Annotated in this window: 13 protein-coding genes; 2 read left to right on the forward strand and 11 right to left on the reverse strand. The window is 36.1% G+C overall.

Annotation, left to right across the window (positions count from 1 at the left end; all coding sequences use genetic code 11):
• Positions 1-9: 9 nt before the first annotated feature.
• The 11 genes from H4J50_RS13510 to H4J50_RS13560 form a co-directional block, all read right to left on the reverse strand.
• On the reverse strand, positions 10-1245 hold the full coding sequence (locus H4J50_RS13510; protein WP_182257013.1) for a type I-F CRISPR-associated protein Csy2: 1236 nt from the start codon (positions 1243-1245) through the stop codon (positions 10-12).
• A 65-nt stretch (positions 1246-1310) separates the two neighbouring features.
• Positions 1311-2498, reverse strand: a complete 1188-nt coding sequence (locus H4J50_RS13515; RefSeq protein WP_182257014.1) for a TniQ family protein — start codon at positions 2496-2498, stop codon at positions 1311-1313.
• Between the two features lie 117 nt (positions 2499-2615).
• Entirely contained in the window at positions 2616-4247 is a 1632-nt protein-coding gene (locus H4J50_RS19870; protein WP_182257015.1) for an SEC-C metal-binding domain-containing protein, read from the reverse strand.
• 51 nt (positions 4248-4298) lie between these two features.
• Positions 4299-7508, reverse strand: coding sequence for a type I restriction endonuclease subunit R (locus H4J50_RS13525; protein ID WP_182257016.1), 3210 nt, complete (start codon positions 7506-7508; stop codon positions 4299-4301).
• On the reverse strand, positions 7505-8917 hold the full coding sequence (locus H4J50_RS13530; protein ID WP_182257017.1) for a hypothetical protein: 1413 nt from the start codon (positions 8915-8917) through the stop codon (positions 7505-7507). The genes H4J50_RS13525 and H4J50_RS13530 overlap by 4 nt, the downstream gene beginning before the upstream one ends.
• Positions 8917-14052, reverse strand: coding sequence for an AAA domain-containing protein (locus tag H4J50_RS13535; protein ID WP_182257018.1), 5136 nt, complete (start codon positions 14050-14052; stop codon positions 8917-8919). Before H4J50_RS13535 ends, H4J50_RS13530 begins: the two co-directional genes overlap by 1 nt.
• Before the next feature lie 85 nt (positions 14053-14137).
• Positions 14138-16726 (reverse strand): AAA family ATPase, encoded by a 2589-nt coding sequence (locus H4J50_RS13540; RefSeq protein ID WP_182257019.1) that lies wholly within the window; start codon positions 16724-16726, stop codon positions 14138-14140.
• A gap of 9 nt (positions 16727-16735) precedes the next feature.
• Positions 16736-17974 (reverse strand): restriction endonuclease subunit S, encoded by a 1239-nt coding sequence (locus H4J50_RS13545; RefSeq protein WP_182257020.1) that lies wholly within the window; start codon positions 17972-17974, stop codon positions 16736-16738.
• Positions 17974-19611 carry a class I SAM-dependent DNA methyltransferase gene (locus tag H4J50_RS13550; RefSeq protein ID WP_182257021.1) on the reverse strand — a complete coding sequence of 546 codons (1638 nt, stop codon included), beginning with the start codon at positions 19609-19611 and terminating at the stop codon, positions 17974-17976. The genes H4J50_RS13545 and H4J50_RS13550 overlap by 1 nt, the downstream gene beginning before the upstream one ends.
• Before the next feature lie 173 nt (positions 19612-19784).
• Positions 19785-21164, reverse strand: coding sequence for a DEAD/DEAH box helicase (locus tag H4J50_RS13555; RefSeq protein WP_182257022.1), 1380 nt, complete (start codon positions 21162-21164; stop codon positions 19785-19787).
• Positions 21161-21727, reverse strand: a complete 567-nt coding sequence (locus H4J50_RS13560) for a hypothetical protein (RefSeq protein ID WP_182257023.1) — start codon at positions 21725-21727, stop codon at positions 21161-21163. The genes H4J50_RS13555 and H4J50_RS13560 overlap by 4 nt, the downstream gene beginning before the upstream one ends.
• 92 nt (positions 21728-21819) lie before the next feature.
• Here H4J50_RS13560 and H4J50_RS13565 point away from each other — a divergent pair, with 92 nt between their 5' ends.
• On the forward strand, positions 21820-22026 hold the full coding sequence (locus H4J50_RS13565) for a helix-turn-helix domain-containing protein (RefSeq protein ID WP_182257024.1): 207 nt from the start codon (positions 21820-21822) through the stop codon (positions 22024-22026).
• A 123-nt stretch (positions 22027-22149) separates the two neighbouring features.
• Positions 22150-23562: patatin-like phospholipase family protein (locus H4J50_RS13570; protein ID WP_182257025.1), on the forward strand; the 1413-nt coding region annotated here is incomplete at its 3' end.

The following is a 23562-nucleotide window of genomic DNA, read 5'->3' on the forward strand; positions in this document are numbered from 1 at the left end:
GGGGTTTATTCATAAGTTTGAGCGTAGTTTAATATTACGCTCAAACTTATGAATAAACCCCCATACCCCAATTAACGAAGGTACACCTACAGTTGAATTCGTACTCATTGCGTTAGCATCATTAATACTCAGGTTAGGTATCAGGATATATGATTCATCCCCATTAACTATTTTGCCAGGTTTTACATCGGTACTTTTGTGCTTAACAATACGGTTAAAGGCTTTAATAAACAAACGACTATATTCCGGTTGATAGGAAAATTTGGAAAGTTTTTTGTGGTTGCTCAAATCTAAATTGAAATCTTTAGTTAGCTCTATTGGATCTAAAAGCGCCTGAACTTTACTTTTACTTTGCTTCCAAGATTTAATGTTATCTACAAGTTCTTCAAAACATTTCTGCTTTAAAAGTGATTTTTCGTTATTTGTAACAAGTATATTTTTTAAGTTTTGATATCGAATCAAAATATTTAATAATTCATGTTTGTTCCAGTAATCATCAAATTTAGTATGATGAGTTTTAAGCCTATTAGGTAGTGATTTGAATAACTTTAACTTCCCACCAGTACTTGCCGCAAGGGATCCTACGTTAGCTGAACGTTCTAAATTATATATCGTTGAAAAATTGAAGTACTGTGAGCAATATTGATGCACTTTGGATTGAAACTCATTACAAATAACTGGCGAAAGACTAATATATTCATCATTAAAAAATGGAAACCTGAGTTGAGGTAAATAATTCCCTGTTAAGTTTTCTATTGTTTCTTCTTCAGGAATGGCTTGTAACTGAGATTTCATGTGGTTTAAGGCCTTAGTACTTAAACCAATACTTTTTAGCGCATTTTGTATTCCTGTATCGTTGTTAAGTAAAGCAGAGCCTAGACAAACTAACTGATTGTTATAAATAAACTCTGCACAAAGAAATATTGAATAGTTTATATCTGCTCCAGTTTGAGCATAACCAAAGCTATTTTTAAAGCTGTCCCCTGGGAACTGACAACTTTCAGGCTTTAAGCGCAGTGTGCCTTGAGCTCTGTAATCTGGGAACTTAACATTATGGCTGTGTCTGTATTGATAGGTATTAATACAGCGGTTTAAGAATTTTTCATCTAAAAGCTTATTTTTTGCATTATTCCTACAAAATACATCGTCAATAACCTCAAGCCGTTCGGTTAAGTTAATTAGAGCAACAATTGCCAATTCAGCTTGGCCAGCGATATTAATTGGGGCTGTTGAAAGTGAAAACAATTGCTTAACAGCTCTATGTTTTTGGCTTTTGTCGGGAATAGCAATGGCCTCTTTAAGTGAATCCATCACCACCTCGACGTCAAAACTGATAAGTTTGAATATTCAGTTTGAAATCCTGCCTGCCATAAAAAAAACAAATCTCCCAATTCAAATGCGTACTGATGTAAGTTCATAAACTCACCTGATTTGATTCTGATATGAGATTTTAATTCCCCTAAATCAACCAAAGCGGCTACTTGTTCGGTTGAGGTATTTAACAGTATTGCCGCTTCAATACTGTTAATTCTTAAGCTTAAAAACTCATTGTTTTTGCTAATTATACTATCGTTAAAAAAACAAAAAATCGCAGTTAACACTATATTTTCATTAAACCGTGGTGATGGTAATTTAGCACTAATAAGCAATAGGTCATCATAAACATCTTTAAACCTGGCTTGATGCATAGGCTTTGAACCATATTCAAGAAAGCGATCCCTTTTTTGCTCTAAGAAAGCATAAAAACCATTTGGCCAATCAGAAAAAAATGCAACAAACTCATTAGAATTAAATTCAGATAAATCTAATGTTCTCAACTTTAACCACCAAAGAACAAGACCAAATTTATGGCTTTGACTAACATTTGGTAGTTCATGATTTTCAATACCAACTAGCCAGGTACTAATAATCAAATCAACCTCATTTGAGACAGTACTTTTAAGTTTCTCATATGCAACATTACAATATTGACAAATACCAATCGCCTGATCTTTATATACCGATATTTTTTCCCCGCAGCTGCAAACATTGATTAATGGCTTAGCATGTATATGACAGCGGTTATATGGCCAAAAACTCCATATTTGGCGAATATAATTTGACTCTTGCAGGCAGTCAGGACAAATAGCAGGAGAACTTACAATGAATTGCCTAGGTAAAGTTTTACCATTATGAATAACAGCCTGAGCATTAGTACAATAAGGATTCGCGCTTCTGAAAATAGCCAATTCTAATAGAGGCAGTGGCTCTAGGTTAGATAAAGTACTTAAATGGTGTAGCGCTTTAATACGTAAACTACTCGAGCGTTTGGCTAAATAAGGGTTAACACTTGCTAATTTTTCTGGGATATTAAAATGCTCTATACCTGACTTATCAAAAGTTTGTCGAATAGCCGACCAAAAGCCACTGGCTTTTATATAACCATTAGATTCTGCAAGCCGCATAATGTAGCTTTCTAAAGATTCATCAGAAAATGGGACAGGTCTAATAAGCAGCAAATTAAAAAATCACATTAAAACTAATTACAAATAAAACTAGCTTAATACTTTATATAATTCCAAAAATAATTGATTTTTAGTGGTGCTTTAACAAAAGTATATACTCTAAAATTCGGCTTAGTTTATACAGCATTTTTTATACTTCTTGCCTGAACCACATAAGCACACCTCATTCCTGCCAATATTTAACGAAGGCGAAACCAATAGCTGCTTAGTAGGTAAATTTATTGACGTTGCGGGCTTTACTAAATTATTTAAGTTTACGTCCTCAATATTCAACAATGCTTCTTTTGGAAACTTCACAATCGTCTCGTGAGAAGCACTAATTGACATTGATGAATTTCTAATAATAAAGCCAATGGAAGCTGCTAATTTATTTTTAGACTCTTCTTTTGCCTGAAATGCTGCCGAAGTTAAATACTGCATTGCCTGCGTTGGCTTTTGATCATGTTTTATAAAATACTGAGCACACTCAAGTAAGCCTTCAGGTGTAACAGGGTGCTTATCAGCATATATTTCATAGGCAGTTAAAGCCTCTTGATTACATTTTTCTCCTGAATTCATTGCCAACCGTCGAGCTTTCAATAAAAGTGCTTCTTTAACCCCCGCTGTTGCAGCGTCATTTATCAACTTATCTATTTCATTGTCATCCGTTGTGGAAAAAGTTGCATCTAGGTAGTGTTTAGCAAGCAAGTATTGGGCTTTGGGTGATCCAAGTTGAGCTGATAATTTAAAATATTTTAATGATAAATCGTTTTTATTACTATTTACATAATAATTGGCAAGTTCAAATATAGCAGATGTATCATTATCATTCGCAGCATTCTCTAGTAGTTCTAAAGCCCATTCAGTATCGATATTCGTTCCGTATAAGCCATATAACTTGATACTCCCAAATAATGATAATGCCTCTGTTACACCATCATTTGCAGCACTATGAATGTAATTAATTCCACGTTCCACGCTATCAATAACAGCAGAGTCTGGGCAAACCCAATGCCCATCGACTAAAAGAAGTTTTCCAAATTCATATGAAGCTTCCGGTATTTTGTATTTACATGCATCAAATAGTTGAAATGCTAATGAAGTATTTCTTGCTGTTTCATTTTTATGATAACGTACCTCTTGCTCACCATTAGTAAGTTCTATAATGGTTTTTTTATTAGCATCCCCTTGATTGCTTGACAGCAGTATTCTCTTTGCAATTGAATTAAGTTTCTTTGCAACGAGAAACTGAGACTCTTTATCATCCTCGAATAATGCCTTATGAGATAAAAGCTCTATGTTTAACTCATTTTCAAGTTTGAATTCGAATTTGGGTAGAGTAATGCTAGGCTGTAATTGTGGAAATAGCTCTTGTAGTAGCTTAAAAAAATTTTCTTTAGTATTTATACAAAGAAGTTTGAAATTTTCATCTGGATATTCTTCAGGGTGGCTTCCTTTATTGCTTGCAAGTCTAATCTTATGCATCAAATTAGATACCATAAAACTAATACGACCTGAATTATTTAGTGTTTCTATTTGAGAGTTCAAATCGCTACTAGAATTTACATTTTTAATATTTAGTACTTTATACACTAAGGATACTGTCACACTAAGAGCGCTGCGGTAATTAACTAATGACTCGGGATAGCATTCAGTAACACACTGCTTAATCGCCTTTCGGTAAAAGGTTGCTAAATCTTCAGAGATAAAATTAACTAAATCGTAATCAGATTTAATTTGTTCGCTTATTTTATTTTTATCCACTGCCGTACTTCCTTGTTCACCATTTTGATTCACTAGATTCAATATCCAACTTTACTGATAAACACTCTGCCCCTGACCTGGGTATTTTTCAAAAATATGCATGTAAACATCACTACAGGTTTTCGGCCATAAGTTATCATCATAAGATTCAGGTAAACTATCTAACACTTCCTCAATCATATTTTTCACTCTAGCTTTAGTGCGTTGCTTCTTGCGCCAATCAATAACCAATATTTCCTGCATTTTATCGGTTAACTCTTTCGCAATTTCTTTAACCTTGTTGCGCTCTTTATCAGTTAATGGCGCACCTTGTATCATCAAGTCGTAAACCGCCAATTCCTCTTCGGTCAAGCCCTCACGTACAGTTCTCTTTTCTTCATGCTCTAAGTCAGTAATAAATTCTTTTAAGGTATTAAAGAACTCTTCTGCTGTATAAGCCCCAAGATTATATTGTTCTACTAACTCTAGAAACTTTTTCTGTAGGTCTTGTCGGGTCTTATTTTTTAAAACCATTGGCTGCAACTTACGATCGATCAAGTTCTTTAATCGTTCGGCGTCCGACGGTTTGGGTTTCTGAACTTTCGCTACCATGGTCGCAAGTGCATCAAAATCGATGTCGGCAATGTTAATTGGCGCTGGTAGATTACTTTTGATATGAATAGTTGAAATTGACTCATCAAGTAATTCATTTACTTGCGTTCTAACAACGTCTAAAACATCTTCATCATCGATTGAAAGGCCTGATTTTAATCGCATTTGCGAATAAATTATATTAATCGCTATCCGGCAAGGCACATATTGATTGGCACTATCATCCGGCATAATCGCTTTAAAAATCCGATTTATTTGTCGAACAAAAGCAGTGAATTCATCAATATTTTTAGGCTCTAAAAGAATTTCGCTAGCATTATCTAGTAAAGACAATTTAGCAAAGCCATCTGAAGGTGCAGATACAATAGCAGCTAAGTCGATATCCACTGAACTTAAAAACACCTGCAACTCGCCAGTCGCTATACCTAGTGCAGTAACCAATTCAGATTTATCTTTTGCTGGGCTATCGACCTGATAACCAGCACTACCTTCAGCAATACCACCACCATACATGCCTAACGCTTGCTGTAATGAGCTAAAAATATTGATGTAATCAACAATTTGTCCCGCTGATTTTCCTTCATATACACGGTTAGCACGCGCAATCGTCTGCATTAACGTATGACTCTTTAAGGGCTTATCTAGATAGAGTGTTGAAACACTTGGAGCATCAAAGCCAGTCAGCCACATAGCACAAACGAACACAATTCTTAGATTGTCTTCAGGGTCTTTAAACTTTTCGTCTATTTTTTCTTTAAGAAAACGCTCACGATGAGGCCTATAGTTAAGTCCTTTTTTGGTAAGCCGTTCATCATCATTTTGTCCGCCTGATACTACAACCGCCATATCTATCGACGTCATATGTTCAATTTGAAAACTTAACTTATTTAAACGACTACCTGTAGCGTATTTAGCTTGTGATTGTAAACTTGATAATTTGGCTTTCCAAGCCTGTTGAACCTTGTCATACATTTTTATAGTAGTGGCTTTATCAATAGACACAACCATAGCCTTACCAAGCATGCCATTGCTAAACGGTGCTCTATTTATATAGTGCTCAACTAAATCTTTAGCGACTGTTTCTAAACGGTCATCGCGAGTAATGATATGGTAGGCTTTTGAAAATTCGGTTTCTAAACGAGCTTCTTGTTCATCGGTTAGATCAGCTTCATCTAAAATTTCAGTAATGCCATCACCAATATCTTCGTTCGATAACGACACCTCTGGCACACGGTTTTCATAATACAAGGGTAAGGTAGCACCATCATCAACAGCATCTGAAAAGTTATAAATACTGATGTAGTCACCAAACACCTCTTGTGTTTTTGCCTCGCCTGTAAGCAACGGAGTGCCTGTAAATGCCATAAATGATGCATTAGGCATGGCATAGCGCATATTCATGGCTAAAGAGTCGTATTGGCTTCTGTGGGCTTCGTCAGTGATAACAATAATATCGTCGCGTTCCGATAGGATGGGGTAATTACCTTTTTCATCACCTTTAAATTTTTGTATTAACGTAAAAACAAAACGATGATCCTCACCTAATAGTAACTTTAATTGCGCTCCTGAATCTGCCTGGCAGTTTTCAGTAACAATACCCACAGCATTAAAGGTCTTATAAATTTGATCATCAAGGTCAGTTCTATCGGTAACTAAAACAAACGTCCAGTTCCCCGTATATTTACGAAAGGCCTTCTTACAGAAAAACACCATCGAAAAACTTTTACCACTACCTTGTGTATGCCAAAAAACACCAAGCTGCCCAGTACGCTCTTTTACATTGGTTAAGCCTGACAGCGCTTGGTTAACACCCAAATATTGATGATACTTTGCGATTATTTTTACTGTATGTTTCGCTTTTACAAATAACACATAGTTTTCAATAATATCGAGTAAACGATTTTTCTCACACACGCCACGTATAACAACTTCGAGACTTACTCTTCGTTGTTCAGACTCACTTTCAATTTTCTTCCATTCCGAAAAATGCTCCCATTGGCTAGATATAGAACCAACCTTGGACTGCACACCGTTTGATAAGAGTATTAACTGGTTATAAATAAATAACTGAGGAATGGTTTTTCGATAATCAGCAAGGTTATCTTTATATGCGGTAAGTAAGTTTTTATGGCTCGCTTTAAGCTCAATAAACACAAACGGGAGGCCATTAATAAAACCCAGTAAATCAGGGCGACGTGTTTCTATTTCGCCCGTTATGCTCATTTGGCTACATAATAAAAAATCATTCTCTGACGAGTTGTTCCAGTCAACGTAACGAACTACGCAATCATCTTCGCCTTCAGCCTCAGTCGTATATATATAGCCATTTTGTAATAGCTCATATACAACTTCATTGGCCGAAACTGACGTCATAGCGCTTCTATCTCGCGCTATTTCATCAATGGCTTCTTGAATAATAAGTGGGTTAATATCAGGATTTAGCTTTAGTAGTGACGCTTTTAGTCGCGTAAATAGCACTACGTCATTTCTGGTTTCTCTCCCAAAAAACAACGGGTTGCTTAGCTTGTCTGTATTAAGATCTGACTCGCCATTCTCTAAGTCAGAAACTGAGCCAAATACCTCATCCCAGCATGTAACTGTTTCCCAGTTTAATTCAGAGAATAACTGTATTGCTGGTTGTTCTACTAAGGCGTCTTCCGTGTATGTCATAATTTTGAAATAACTCCGAAGTCTCGTTGTTCGGTTAGGTAGTGTGAAATTTCATCAGTAACAGTATTGATTAGTAACTTGTTTTTACTTATAAATCCAATAGGAATTGGTACGGGATATAGATTAGGTAAACTAACATAATAAGTTACAGCAACTAACTCTTGTGCCAGTAAAACCACCTCAACAGCACCACCCAGAAACCCTTCTGCATAACCATGGACATGATTGATATTATTACTAAAGTCATCCTTCCATCGTCTACAATTATGCCTATCTTGTCTAGACCCCAATGGAACAAATAATGTTGGCTTGTATAGTGTTTTTTGCTTTTTACCTTTCGTTTTTGCTCCATCAACTAGCGAGTCAAAACAACTAATCAAGTAATTGTTTCGTCCCCACATCCCCTCACTAGGAGCAAGCCAAGTTAACGGTTTAATCCCTTCTTGGTGTGTACCTACCAATTGCTTTTTGACTATATCAAGTTGTTCATTAAATTTTTGCCAATTATCACGAGTATATAATGAACCAACAAAAGGAATAAATTCGCCATTATCAGAAGAACGAGATTGGGCCAAGGCTTTAAATTTATCGACATTAAAGCCTTGTTCATTAATTATTGACCCCGTGTGAATATCACCTATAGATTCAACAGCCAAAGTCACTTCATGTAAATTATTACGGATTCGGTTGTTTTCCATCGATTGCTCAATGGCTTCTAACGCTAATTCATCATTGTCTAATGGTTCAACTTCATCGGTCTCAACCACAACGCCGTATTCATCCATCATAAAACGTATCTTGACACGATATGGCTCTGTACCAATTTGCTTTAATGAGTCGATCTTATAGATGTTGGGTCTACCCGCCCCCTCTGATTCTCGTACATTGGTTATATACTCTTTATCTAATAAAGCATGAAACTGGCGTTGAAAAGCTTTGCCCGCTAATTTTGCTCTATTAGCAATCAATTCACTTTTCGCATCAATTCTAAGACCACTGGTCCATTTATCATTTAAACGTCTGCTCTGTGTAGAGACACAATTAAATCCGCAAACCTCAAAACCAAGCACAGTACCGGTGGTAACAATATCGGTTACTTGAGGTGACTCACCTAGCTGTGGAAAATAACCTTTCGATTTAGCGGTTAACTCAACTTTGCCAAATTCGTTATAACACAACTCCTCCCTTTCAATAAGATCACGAATAGCTTCTTTCGCTTCTCGCTCTGTTAGGCCCAAAAAGCCTGATATCTCACCCGATTTCATCGGTGATAAGTGTGCTAATCTCAGTACGAATTCACGAATAAATGATAAACCACGCTTAGTCACGTAGGAGTAGCGAATATTAAAACGGTATGACGGAATAAGAAAATCAATTTCGTTATAAACTATGTTTGAATGCTCAGTCATTACTTTTTCGCTCCTTGTCGTTGTTTAGATTTCACATTCAACATTTTATAATTGGACTGCTCTGTTTGCGACTCAATATACTTAATAACCGTACCCAATGGCTTATTAGCATTTTTACCTTTCCACATTTGTGATGCCCCTACGATTACTAGGCGGTCCATCGCACGAGATAATGCAACATTAATTCGATTAGGAAGTCGTAAAAAGCCACTACTAAGATCTGAACAACTTCTAGTAATAGACAAAATGATAATTCTATTTTCTTTACCTTGGTAACTATCAACTGTGTCTATTTTTACTAAAGATTTAAAATCATCATTCCATGTTTGCTCATTGAATTTTTTTCTAATATGTCTTTTTTGTTCACCGTACATGCAAATGACACCTATAACTGGTTCGCCATCTTTAACTGTTTTAGACAATCCTGTTGTGAATTTATCATTACTTGCAATTTCTTTAAGTAAACTAATAATTTCATCTGCTTCAACACGGTTAGTCAGACTATTATTTTTGCTTTGGGTATGATGAGAGGCTTTACCTAAAGCTGAAGTATCTAACCAAGTTACAACGCTTTTCAATACGTTGGGTACATTTTGATAAATATCAGGTATTTTACGGCTTCCTGTGACTAATTCTCCTTTATAAAAACACTGAGAGACTAAATCACCAATTGGCTCAGCCATTCTATATTGGGTTAAGAGCTTAGCTCCTGCTTCTTTTCCATAACCAGACTCAAAGGCACGTTCAAAGTCACTCTGTAACAAATCCTCAGAATCATTAGTAACAATACCTAATTTTCTAGCTATCGCCTTTTTGTGTGGTTCTGAATAGAGCGGTGGTAACTGTTTATGATCGCCAACTAGCAATACACGTTTTCCTGACTGCATGGCAATCGCTAATTCACTAGCAATAGAACGTGCAGCCTCATCAATAATGACCCAATCATACTGATTTTCACTTATCCCGATATGATGTTGACCAATACCAACACAAGTCCCTGTCACCAATTGTCGTGAACGTGCAAAAAACTCATCGTAATTCACACGATCAGCAGCTAAAACATCCAACATATCTCTAGATATCTTTGCTAACGCACGAGCTTTCTTTTCTTCATCAGGCCTAATTGAGTATTCAGTTTGCAGCTTTTTCCATACTAAGTTTTTAACATTATCTAATTCAACATTATCAACATCTATTTCATAGTCTTTATTTAATGTAAAACGCACTACAGCTTTAAGTTCATTATAAGATTTAGTTAACCCCTTTTTATCTTCCTCACTTTGCTTACTTACGCTTAATGACTCTGACAAGTTTGTTAACTCATCAAGCTGTTTAAATAGCTTGAGTTCTGCTCGTGTAATTGCCTTTAAATATTCGGGTTCTAAACCTAGAGCCTGACTCAAACCAGCAGTTCTATAGGTAGATTCGGCAGAAAAAAGTTCACGTTTTTCAGTGATGATTGCATTAGAGTAAACATCTTTTAAGCCGTCTGACACAACACTTTCACGGTTACTAAACCGTACTACATCTAATGAGGTACTTAGTCTCAAACAATGCTTCCGGATTCTTTCTGCTGCGGTATTAACCGCCTCGTGGGATTGACTAACCAACAAGATATTATTTACCTGTTGTTTTTCTACTAAGTAATGAACGAATGCCGCAATAAACTCAGTTTTACCTGTGCCAGGAGGCCCTTGTAATAATGACAAAGGCCCATAATTAACTAGTTTTTGAAAAGCTTCCCGTTGTTGACTATTTAAACTAATTTTATTGCCATGATCATCAGTACGATCATAACGAGAGAAATCACTATCAGTCACCTCTATATCGTAACAAGTAGATGTTAAGTCACTCTTTGGTTCAAAATAATCAACCAAGCGGCTAATGGTACTTTCTTTCGCTAAAATACGTTCAAGTGCATTTTTACGCTTTGTAAAAGAGGCCTTATCGGCTTTACTTCTAAAATAGATAATGTCATTTTCATCAAGTCGATTAGCTCGATTTCTAACTTTCGTTAAGCGAACTTCACTTGAAGTTGAAGGCTTTAAAAGCACTAGCCCTAAAACATCTTCTTTTTCCCCGTCTACTAACAAAGCTTCAATCTCGTCAGTTTTACTGAAAGAGGCTAACGGATCTTTTTCTGATTTATGGTGCAAAATAAGCTGTTTATCTTGCTCTTTGGGTGTTTGTATTTCAATTAATTCAATATTAGGGTGAGACTCTGTTTCGGTATCTAAAATACTCTGCCAAAGCTGGTGGGTGCTGATAGCGCTAAAACTATCAAGCTCTTCAACCTCAGGGATATTAAATGTATTAGTTTCTGTTGGCTGACGAGTTTCTATCTCCTTAAGCGACTCTTCAAATAGCTTAGCGAACTCATCTGTCATACCTGATTTACGCGGAATAGTTACTTGACTATCAAGTGCCTCAACTGGGTTACTTTCAGGTGTATTACTTTCTATTAGCTGATCAACATCTATATTATTAAGTGATTCGTCAGTAATAACAACTTGACGCTTAACATGTATTACTTCTTTGGGTTCTGGTTTCAGTACAAGTTCAACAGCACGAGTCAGCTCTTTATTATTGCTAAGTCGTCTATTTAGCGAATCAAGGTTGGGACGTTGAGATGGCTTAATTTTAAGGCCGAAAGGTATTTCAAGATGCGATGACTCAATATCTTTGCGTCCAACTGATGAACGGATTTGAGGTTTAAATCCGAGCCTAAAACATTCTTGAAAAGGACTGTAAATTATCCGAACATTACCACCAACGCCTTTAAACGTTATCTTAGCTTCATTTTCATTTCTATCATCTTTTTCTATTGATAGGTATACCTTACCGTCATCAGGGTAAATAGTTAATTCTTCAAAAGAACCAAGTGTAGTTATTTCAACTAGATCAAAACTTTCATCATCAACGGGTGATATCAAAGCGTCCTTAAAACGCTCTAAACTTTTAAAACCATATTCATGGTCTTCTAACTCAACCGTTATCGCTTTACTTAGTACAGGATACTCATCACTATGCTCGCCCCATATTATCCCGAGTAACTCTGCGCTTAAACGCATAACAGCATAATTATCTCGTTCAAATGCGGTACAACCATCAATGTTATCAGGGCTGTAGCGATGATTTTTCATTTCAACATCATCTACGCTAAAGTCTGGTATATCAATTAAGAAAACAGACTTTTCATCGATATTTACCAATACATTTTCAGGGTGTAAATCACCATGTGAAATATGTACCCCATGTAAATGCTCAACGTTTGAAATTAAGACTCTAACTATTTCGAGATGATCTGTAGACGCAGGGATTTCATCCCAGTTAATACCATCAATTTTTTCCATTACTAGAAATAGACTACTACTGCGAGTAGCTAAACCAAACTCATGTATGTTTGGGATGTAAGGTGGGGATAGTGACTTAAGTTTTTCTAACCGCTCTAAGAAATGTAGCGTTTTATAACCTAGTTTAACATTTTCATTGCTAGGGCTGATATTAAGCCACTCTTTAACGATTAAACCATTAGACAGGTAAACTTCTTTATCATCAGTTTCACTCAAAAATTCGTCTTCAGGATACTGACGACTTATTTTAATATTTTGTTGATAAATTTCGAGTGCTGTAATATCAAAGTCTATATTCTGCTCTACTTTTGGCTCTGCTATTTTCAGTGCATCAAACAACGCTCTTGCATCAGTTAATTCTTGTGCCAGTGCTTGTGTTAAGCAGCTCGAAAACCAATTAGAGCTTTTTTCGACCTCAGATAGAAAATCTTTAAGACTATTTGGTGACAACCGTTTGCCTTGCAGAATGTGCCAAGCAAGAACAGCCAAAGCATAAACATCCATTTTGAATGGCGTTGTTTTTTCATTAACTACCATTCCGAAAGGTGTTAAACCATCACTAACTGATAATGCTTCACGATAGTTGCCAACTGTTCCTAAGGGCTGATGGTAGGCTGAAATAAAATTAGAAAGAGCGACTTCTTTAGATGGTGAAATCCAAATACTGTGATCGCCTAAATCACGATGAGCAATTCTTAATTCATGTAAGTCGGCAAATTTAGCAAATAACAGCTTAACAACATTCAGTCGGTCAGTTTCAGTGAAGGTTACACAGAATTTGCCAATAAACTCATTAAACCGAACATGGCTTGGAGGTAGTTCGTATAATTCAGAATATTGAACGGTCACTTCATCTTTTTGTACACTCGTTAAAGACGTTAGGCAATATTTATACAAGTCATAATTCTGATGTTTAATAAAACCTAACACCTCACGCTCACGTGATATTATCTGAAAGCGACCTTCCGGTGTTTTAGCTTTTTGACCAGAGATTTGACTGAAATCCCACAAACGCAACAAGGCTTCATCTTTAGTAGATACCTCCGATACTGCAGAATACTCCTTATACGCCCCCTTAGGATGTGAAAATAATTCATCAATCGCTTTATAGCCATTAACGATTATATGCTTGTGCTGGAGGTTAGAACTTTTTCGATCAAACAACTTATCGAAGATATGAAAATCTTGATTTAATACCTTTTGTTTTGAGTGCTTAGGTTCAAATTTTTTATTGAAATGCCCTTCATTTTTCATTTTTAAAAATGAATCTAAAGACATTGTATGCTCTTTATCGGCTTCTGGAAGCTTATCAATGCAAGCGTTCCCTGTCATAACAACCAAAAAATGTACAAAAGGACGAAATCCTTTGTTCGAAAATTGGTTCTTATATTTATCCAATTTCCTTTCTAATAAGTGCTTTTTATTACGAGTTACACTAACAGGTGAACGGCCCATCTCTTGGTTATTCTTATACCATTTATCGCCACGAGCTGTTATTTCACCGAAATTCCAATCTTTAAGCTCAATAATAAGTACATTACAATGAGTGACTATCACTAAGTCAAACTCACCTTCTTGGCCTTTATCAACAAAGCGAAAACCTGCATAACCTTTCCAAGGAAATATGCTGCTGTTTTTAACTTTTGCTAACTGCTCTTTTAAAGAGCTATTATTTACAGGCTGTTTCGTATTCTTCTTGTTGTTCTGAAAATGCTTTTCAATTTTTTCAATCGCATCAACTTCATGGGCTAATAAGCCGCCTTCCCATAGCTCGATTTCCAAATCGTACTCCTAAATAAATCCTAAGTTTTAAATCTGATATATAAATATATTGCTAGTTATTCTAAAACATCTTCCGTATATGTCATTACCTTCTCCTATTCAAACCTGAGAGCAAGTTGCCAATCAAGTCTAAATCATCCTTCACTTCACTTATTTTTCTAGGTCTTTGTTGTAACCCCGTAGCAGTATCATGTCCTTGAAAAAACGTACTGCAATTCGACATTCCTAGTTCAATAGTATCGTAATCTGCCTGAGTGATATCGTCTATCAATTTAGTGATGCGTTGCGTTTGAATTGACCGCCCAAACCTTGTTACAACATTATTAAACAGCTTTTCTTCAACCAATCTTTCCCAAGCCTCTCGAAGTAAATTATAGAAACCGTAGCTGTGTTGGGAATATTCAAGCTCTGTCCCCGTCCGATCAACTTTTTCTAAAGTTTGATAGGCTGCATTCAATTGCCCAATTCTTGCCTTAATAGGTAAAGCATCCCAAGGGGGCGTATTATCAACAAGACCAGTATGTTTACGGTTTCGGTCTAAACGGATCTGTTTAACTGAAGAGCCTGTTGTTTTATCAACGCATTCAAGTAAATACTTATAAAACACTATATCATGAGTAAACACAACCACTTGCCTTACAAGCGACTCCTCTACAAGACGTTTTCCTATATCTTCGCGCCATCTATGATCTAGTGAGTTAACAGGGTCATCAAAAATAACCGCAGAGCGTCTACCATCTGCAATTATCTCAGCCATAAAACAAGCAATGGCGATACACCTTTGTTCGCCTTCACTAGCTATTTCAGCAACCACATTATTGCTGCCCTCAATAATTTCTAATTTGGAAAGTTGTTGGCTAGAAGACCCTCTCGTTTTTACTTGGACGGTGAATCTGTCGAACCCGAATTTGTTTAACTCATCTTCAAAGCACTTCACCAAAGGTTCAATAATTGTCGCTTTACTTAATTCATTTGCGAGAATAGTTACCTGCCTTGTATTTGTAATTTCTTCAATTGCTTTTAGCTTATTTTCAAAAACATAGCGCGATATGTTTTTGATAATGATTTCTTTGTTATCAGAAACTAATTTTCTTGATTCGAGCTCTGCTAATGCTTGTTCTTTCTCTAAAATTAAGGCGTTATGAGATTCATCATCTTTACCTACCAGTTCGTTAACATCATTATTTAGCGTTTCTAATATGTCTTCGCAGTATTTAACAGGTGCTTCATCAAAGTCAGGGAAAGCATTTTCAGCATTAGGCTTTAAAAACTGCGACTTACGTAATTTAAGTGACTCAACAAGCACTGCTATCGAGGTTTTAAAATCATTGTCTTCGTTTGTCAGCTCATCAATAACAGCATCGTAATCGCTCAGATCTAACAAGAGATCTTCGATTTTATTGACTTCTATTTTAAGTGTTTTACTTGCGCTTTCAGCTTCTTGGACGGCTTGGTTAGCAACATACTCTCTAAAAGAAGCTAATTTCTGCGCACTATCACTGCCAATAGCTTGTAAACATAGTGGGCACGTTTCTGACTCATCTGGTGGAAAGGTTATGCCACTCGTTTGAGATTTAATAAAGGATTCCGCTGCTTGCCAGAGAGTTAACCACTTAGCATCGCCAATACCTTCAAATGGCAAGTTGGACAAAACTCTTTCTCGTAGCTCTTTGGCTAGTTCAGCCTTTTCAGTAGCATCTTTCTTAAGGACATTTAAGTCAGTGTAAACTTTATCGGATAAAGCATTACTTAACGCTCTAAGCTTTTTGGATAAAGGCGTTACCCTAGAAACCTGTGCGTTTAACCCTTTTTTAATACTCGCTACAGACTGAGATTTCAATTCAAAAATACTTTGTTGGATTGGAGTTATCTGGCTAATTTCGCCATCAATTGCACAATATTTTTCAACATCTTCTAACGTTGTTCTATGACTTAAACCATTAACAAATTTTCCACTTAAAGTGTCAGATGAAAATGCTGGTAGTGTTTGAAGACCGTTACCTGGCATTAACTCTTCTCTAATTTGTCTTTTTACATAATCCAAAGCAATAGATAAGCTCTCTAGCACCTTCAGTGCAAAAGGCTTGTAGCCAAGGGCCCCTTCTTTTTTACTTACATAGTGCGATGCGGTTTCTGTGTCAAATACTCGAATGGATTTCAAGTTTTCATCTACTTCTGCTGTTTTTGTCCAATCAACAGGTAAAGATTCATTATCACTGACAACTGTCAATTTGGCTGAAGACTCTTCATTAGAGTCTTCAAAAACATTACCAAGTATGGGCGCAACGTCCCCCCTAGTTAAACAGGCGTGTTTTAAAATACGAGCATAGGTTGATTTGCCTGTACCGTTATCACCATAAATAATATTTAAACCTTTTGGGTTTAAAGTTAAACCTTGGTTTGGTGCTAACGAGCCGACATTCACCACTTTAGTAATTGACGATAAGTTTATCTTTGAAACTTCTGATACTAGTCCTGATGCAGTAACAGGGGTTTCATAGAGCGGGTATAGCATTCCTTTATCAATAACCTCATACTCCATTTGGGCTATTGCCCAAATCAGGCGGTGCTGTTCCTCAGTTAATTCTCCTTTAGTTAATGCGAGCCTTATGGCGTGACGCCAAAAAACAGGTCTGTCTTTCACCCAATCAACTAGTTTTTCTATCGGCTGCATAATATATCCTTATAATTCTATTTGTCCTGAAATTAACTTAGGTAACAACATGTCTCTTTGTTGTTTAAGGTTTTCATTTCTCTTCCTTAAACTTGCTTGTGAATTTAGTAAATTTACAGCAATTGAATCAAACTCTGACATTAATGTTGAAGATGGAACAAGAAGATCTAAATTATCTAAAATTCCTTTTGTTAGGAAGCGAGTAGAAGTACCAGTAGACATGCTTTTTAATTGGCCTAACTTTAATGCCAAACAGTAAAATAAGAAACTTGGGGTTATTTCATCTCTATTCTTTTCGGTGATTACATAAGTTCTTTGATATGCGTCGAACTTATCATTAAAATATTTAATTGGATAAATAGCGTTAGCATTATTACCTGCCAAAAGCACACATTCACAATCGAAAGACCAGGTATTTGTCCTAAATGTCTCTCGACTGCAAGTAAAGAATGGATAGTCACCGCCTACCACTGCGGCATTGGAATTAAGTTTTCCTGTTTTATAATTCACTAGCTCTGAAAACTTTTTAACCTCCCAACCTTCGGGGATTTGGCCTAGTGATGAGTCAATGAGTTTTGACTTGCCTTTACTTTCAATAAGAGCGTTAGATGAAGAAGCATCAAGCGTGTCAGCATGGCCTGGGTAGCGGAAGTTAACAAACCATTCGTGATAAAGTGATTGCGCCATGTCTTCTAAAATAGCAATACGGCGATTGTTGTTTTCGACTAGGTTGTCGTAATTGGTTATATAACTAGATAATACTCTCTGTTTATCCAAGGATAACGGTAGTTTTATTTTCGCTCGCTTAAAATCTTTCAAAATTACACGAGGAATTGCCGCCCCTGAAATTGAGGTTGCTTTCAAGTATTGTCTTGTAGGTTCTGCGTCTAAATAGAGCCTTAAAAACTCTGGCTCGATAACACTAATATCAGGCCTTAAAATGGCTACAGATGACAGAAGTACAGCGTCAACAGGTTCTTTGACTCTACAGACTGTATCTAGTGCACTATTGCCGTCTTTCGATATAAGAATGTCGTTTACTTCTGGCTTACAACCTTGCTTAACAAGCTTATTGAAATCGTCTTCACTAATTATTCTCGAAGACTTCAGATTTAGGCCAAATGGTGTCATATCTTTTACTGAAGACATTGGTTTACCATTTTCAACAGACTTCGGGCTATGATGAGCACCATCGGTAATTTTAGAACAAACATCATCTAAAGTAAGCTCTCTCCATGAGGCATCCATTAGACTTTCTCCATAATTTTAGCTACATTAACCGAAATCATGGTTTCCAACTCATGCGCCTCAGCATTCAACACTTCTAACTCTTCTTGCAATGCTGTTAACTTAAAAACAAAGTCTTCATCACTTTCATGCTCACCCTCGGCAACACCTACATATCGGCCAGGATTTAAGCTATAACCTTGTTCAATGATTTCTTCTTTAGTGGCTACTTTACAGAGGCCTGCAACATTTTGATAAGTCAGTTCGCCATTCTCATTAGTGAAGACGTCTTCTAGCTTAAATTTACCGTCGTTGCCTTGGTCAGGGTGAGTTTCAAGATAAGTGTTATCAATATCTTGCCCACGGTATAAACGCACTATATTAGCAATAAAGTTAAGTTGTTCGCTTGTGTAATCACGCACGGCACGAGTTACTTGACGGAAAATATGGCGAGCATCAATAAACAATACTTTGCCTTTATTTTTGGCGGGTTTATTTTTATCTAAAAACCATAAGGCACAAGGTAAGGTCACGGTATAAAAGAAGTTACTTGATACCGCAACCATTACATCTACGCCATCGTCTTCAATCAGTTTTTGGCGTATGTCTTGCTCAGAGCCACGAGCATCACTGGCAGAGTTTGCCATAACAAAACCTGCACGGCCTGTTTTGTTTAGTGCTGCGTAAAACATCTGTATCCAAAGGTAGTTGCCGTTGTCGTTACGCGGCATACCAAAAGGAAAACGTTGTTTGTCACCTTCTAAACGGTCTTTTTGAATTTCATTTACATTAAACGGAGGGTTCGCCATGACTCTGTCGAACTGTCCATATTGCTTGCCATCAATGATTTCACCTTTGGCTAAGTCAAACGGATCTTCGTAATACGAATTACCTTCACGAATATCACCTTGTAGACCATGAACCGCTAAGTTCATTTTTGATAAACGTACGGTATCGCCGGTTTTCTCTTGACCGAAGATTGATAATTCATCAGAGGCTGATTTGTTATGACTGGCTACAAAGTCAGCAGAACTGACAAACATGCCGCCACTACCACAGGCAGCGTCAAATACTTTGCCGTGATAGGGTTCAATAACTTCAGTAATTAAACGTACTAAAGCTGATGGTGTAAAGAACTCACCGCCACCTTGGCCTTCCGTTTTCGCAAATTCATTCAGGAAGTACTCGTAAATTCGACCAAAAATGTCTGAGCCTAAACCAAAATCAATGGCGGTAAAGTTTTTAAGTAAACCTTTAAGAATATCATTATCGAAACGGGTATAAGTTTTTGGTAGTGCATCTTTAATTGCTTCGTTTTCAGCTTCTAACGCTTTCATGGCGTTATTAACACTCACACCAATGTTAGAGCCTTCAGGCAATGCTAGTAAATTTGAGTACAAAGCATCGTCTGGCACAAACATCGCGCCTTCGGCTTGAATTTGAGACTTAATATCACCGTTACCACGACGACGAGAGCTACCTTTGGCTTCAATGCGTTCTTTGGCTTGAGTAAAGCGGAACTCTGCATACTTAAGGAAAATTAAGCCTAATATTGGGCGAGAGTATTCTTGTGCGGTAAGGCCAGTGTTGGCACGGAGAGAGTCGGCAGCCGACCATAAACGTTTTTCTAATGCTTCAATTTTTTTGAAATCTGCCATAGTTCCTGAGGCCTTTTAAAATCCTAAAAGTAATTCATCAAGTGTACCAATAAGTTAAATAGTTTAAGAGCATTAAATTTGTTATTTTTTGTAGGCATAAAAACCTAAGTCGTAAGTGAGCCTGTTTAGCAAAGTCTGCTTTAAATACGTTCAACGTTATTAATGTGAAGACATTAAAAAGGTGAATTAAAAGTAGCTATAACTTGTTGGCGAAAACTTCCAATAATATCTATATAGGCAACGTTTTGCTTAGCATTCGAGTTACTATCTGTTTGATCAAAAAACGAAATTACTGGCTCTTCTACATCGTCTTTATACTCATGATCATTCAAAGCATGAGAGTTTAGTTTTTTGTTATTTGCATCAATTGATGAGAAGTATTCATTTTTCAATATATTTTGATTTGGTACCTCTTGGTTAAGTCGATGTGCGAACTCACTTAAACTTGGCTCAGAGAAAGTATAAAGCCATGCTTTTTCATTACTTGTTTGAGTGATACGAAGCACTCGACCAAGTATTTGCCTGAAATATAATTCTGTTTTTACTCGGCTAAGGTGGCAACATACTTGTAATCTAGGAATGTCTGTTCCTTCTGAGATCATACCAACGCTAATTACCCAAGCTTGCTGGCTTTGTCTGAAGTTTTTGATAATATCGGCAGCATTAGTTTGTTTGTGAGTAACGACTACGGCGTCTTGATTAAAGTATATAGTCATCAATTTATGAATATTATTGGCGTGTTCAATTGACGAAGCGACAATTAATCCTCCGGCATGACCATTTGTAAGCCTAATATTTTTCAGCTTATCTATAGCACGGCTAAGAATATATTTTAACGCTGTAGTATTTTGGACAAGCTCACTATAGCTAATGATATTTTTATTGAACAACTCGATAAAACTAGTAAACGTTTGTGTCTCTGTCTCTTTTTTAGTGATAATAATGTTCTCATTATCAATTAGTACAATATTAGGATTTCGGCAAACCTTGTCATTAATAGCTTGAGATAAGCCATAGACAAAGTCACATTTTATTTTTCCATCTGAGTCTGAGTATTCAGATAATGTGATTGGCAGTGTATCTGAACGCCAAGGCGTGCCTGACAGCGCAAGAGTATATGTGGCTTTGTTTTTAATATATGAAAGTATTGGCTCTCCCCATGCGTTGACATTACCGTCTGAGTCACCTGCACAATGATGAATTTCATCAAATATAACCAGCACCTTATAACTCGCTAATATTTCCCAAAACTCTTCGTTTAAATAAAGCATTGATTGATACGTGTATGATTTTCCTACAGCACCAATTATGCCATCGAATCGAGCGTCTAAAACTTCGCTAAACGTTGTTTTAATACTATCAGCTACTGTAATGCTTGGTGAGAAGCAAATAACAAAATCAATTAATCCATTAGTTTTTAACTGTTTTGCAAGTACGGCAGCCATTCTTGTTTTACCTGCGGCAGGTGTAGCTAAGCACATAAAGTGCCTGTTATTTTTGTATTTTTCTAGAGCTAAACATACACATTCTTTCTGCCAATTCCTTAATTTCATTGTTGATTACTCAGTTCAACTTTCTCGATAATATTTTTGACGGCTGTTATTTTCCCTAACAACTGATTTGAATGGTTTCTCGCCGCTAAAAAATGAGATTCAAGTGTCGTTTTCATTTCCGGAGCAATGGTAAAAAGACGTTTATATTCTTCAGACTCAGCAATACTCGACTGAAAATCAACTTCGTATTGAGTAAGTTGATTATTTAAAGTTTTAATTACATTTTCAGCTCGATTAATAAGCTCTGTCTTTGGAGAGACTTGGGAGGTACCTGACTCAACTTGAAATTTTTTAAATTTAAACTCTACCAGTTCAAATTTTTTTGTTGCTTTATATCCAAGTCGTTTTGATTTATCTAATAACTGCTTCTCAATTATTTGATTTTTCAAAAGCCTGAGTAATTGCCGATATACAACTTTGGTAAGTTCATCTGAGGTTACTTTGCTATTTGTTTTTGAAATAAATCTCGTTTTAATCTCTTTTATCGAGACGAAGTCATCTTTATTTTCAATGAAAACCTGGTGAATAGTTGGATTAATCGTTATTACTTTTATGTTAGACATCTATTTAATACTACAAGGCTAAAAAGAGGATTATAAGCCGTGGACTTATAATCCGCAAAACAAGATAGTCTTTTATTTTAAGAAGTCATAAAATGAAAGACTTAGCAAAAAAATTAGGCGCTAACATTAAGGCCAAACGGACAGAAAAAGGCTTAGCACAAGATAAGTTTGCAGAGTTAGCCGATCTTGATAGAAGCTATGTAGGTAGGATTGAGCGCGGCCAAGTAAATATTACAGTGGATAAGCTTTATGCGTTAACTAAGGTTCTAGGTTGCCATGCTAGGGATTTATTGCCGTAAGTGGTATTTTGATAATTACATTGAATTAAACTATCATTTAGTAAAATCAATGTAACTTTCAAAGTCGTTAAACAAAATGCTTGTTAAGTGGTCTAGCGTTATATAAATATATAAGGATATATTATGTCTAGATACTTATTACTCCTCTGTACTTTATACCTTTTCGGTTGCGCTAATCCAATTGATGATTTTGATACAAAAATAACTTCTAATACACCTTTAAAAACAGTTAAAAGTAATAGAACGTTAGGTATTGCTATTTCAGGTGGAGGCCTCCGTTCATCAGCATTTGCTTTTGGAGCCTTAAAAACATTATATGATCTTAAGATACTTGAGAATGTTGATATTATATCTACTGTTTCTGGTGGGGGATATACAGGATACGAACTGTTTGTAAATGAGATGAATTCCATATCTGATAGAAATAATAAATTTGGTCAAGCCACATTTGGAAAAGATATTTTTACAGAAAATGCTTATCGTCATTACTACACAGCTAACTTTGTTAATTTTAAAGCAGCATTACCATCAATATTACCCTTTAATAGTTTAAAGGGTGTTTATGATACAAAAATCTTGCGTAAATTCGGATATAACGAACAACAAGACCTTTTACTTATAAGTGACTTAAAGCAATTACACAAAAAAACAAAGTTCCCTGAGTTAATAGTCAATACAACATTTTTAGACCCATGGCCAACTGACTTTTCTGAGGATATATATGAATTTACTCCCACAGAATCAGGCTCAGAAGCTCGAGGTTTTCATCCTTATATTAATGGTACAGGTCCTGAATTAAAGAAATTAATAGCTATATCAGGAGCAGCATTTAGACCCCTTTTAAAACAAGAAATTACAGATCCCACAACCCTTTCTGACGGTCTGATTGAACTATCTGATGGAGGTCACTCAGAAAACCTAGGTGCATTTTCGCTTATAAAAAGAGGAGTATCCAAAATAATAATCATTGATGCTGAACATGATCCTGAGTATAAATTTGGTGCGTATACATCACTTAAAAACAGGCTAAAATATTGGGGTTATTCATTAGTAATTGATGATATAGAGAAATATGAAGGGAAACAGAATAGAAATTTAAAACTTGAAAGTCCTGTAATGATTGGCAAATCAATAGCGCCTGACGGAAAAGAAAGTACAATATACTATTTGAAAGCTATGAACTCTGAATATATAAAAGAGCTTTATGACAGTAAAATGGTAAAGAATGGAAAGGCTTTAACAGAGCGTAATAGAAAAATATTAAAGGAAAATATTAACACAAATAAACTATGGAACTCTAAAGACCTATCAAATATACCAACAGATTATGATGAACTTTTTGCTTATCATTTAGATTTTTACCCTGACTTTCTAAGAAGCCTATTGCACGTTCGCTTATTCAATTACTTTGATTCAAATGATATAAAATTAGACTTCCCTCAGTATTCAACTTTCGATCAAAGCTTTTACAACGACCAATATTTCGCATTTGTAGCGCTAGGGTATTTCAGTGCTAAAGCTTTAAATGACTTAAAC

This window comes from Colwellia sp. 6M3 (assembly GCF_014077595.1).
GTDB lineage: Bacteria > Pseudomonadota > Gammaproteobacteria > Enterobacterales > Alteromonadaceae > Cognaticolwellia.

What these genes read in the sequence shown, in the direction of transcription:
- H4J50_RS13565 (WP_182257024.1), top strand. Translation starts at nt 21,820, where the DNA reads ATGAAAGACTTAGCAAAAAAATTAGGCGCTAACATTAAGGCCAAACGG.
- H4J50_RS13530 (WP_182257017.1), bottom strand. Translation starts at nt 8,917, where the DNA reads ATGACTGAGCATTCAAACATAGTTTATAACGAAATTGATTTTCTTATT.
- H4J50_RS13560 (WP_182257023.1), bottom strand. Translation starts at nt 21,727, where the DNA reads ATGTCTAACATAAAAGTAATAACGATTAATCCAACTATTCACCAGGTT.
- H4J50_RS13550 (WP_182257021.1), bottom strand. Translation starts at nt 19,611, where the DNA reads ATGGCAGATTTCAAAAAAATTGAAGCATTAGAAAAACGTTTATGGTCG.
- H4J50_RS13545 (WP_182257020.1), bottom strand. Translation starts at nt 17,974, where the DNA reads ATGGATGCCTCATGGAGAGAGCTTACTTTAGATGATGTTTGTTCTAAA.
- H4J50_RS13525 (WP_182257016.1), bottom strand. Translation starts at nt 7,508, where the DNA reads ATGACATACACGGAAGACGCCTTAGTAGAACAACCAGCAATACAGTTA.
- H4J50_RS13540 (WP_182257019.1), bottom strand. Translation starts at nt 16,726, where the DNA reads ATGCAGCCGATAGAAAAACTAGTTGATTGGGTGAAAGACAGACCTGTT.
- H4J50_RS13555 (WP_182257022.1), bottom strand. Translation starts at nt 21,164, where the DNA reads ATGAAATTAAGGAATTGGCAGAAAGAATGTGTATGTTTAGCTCTAGAA.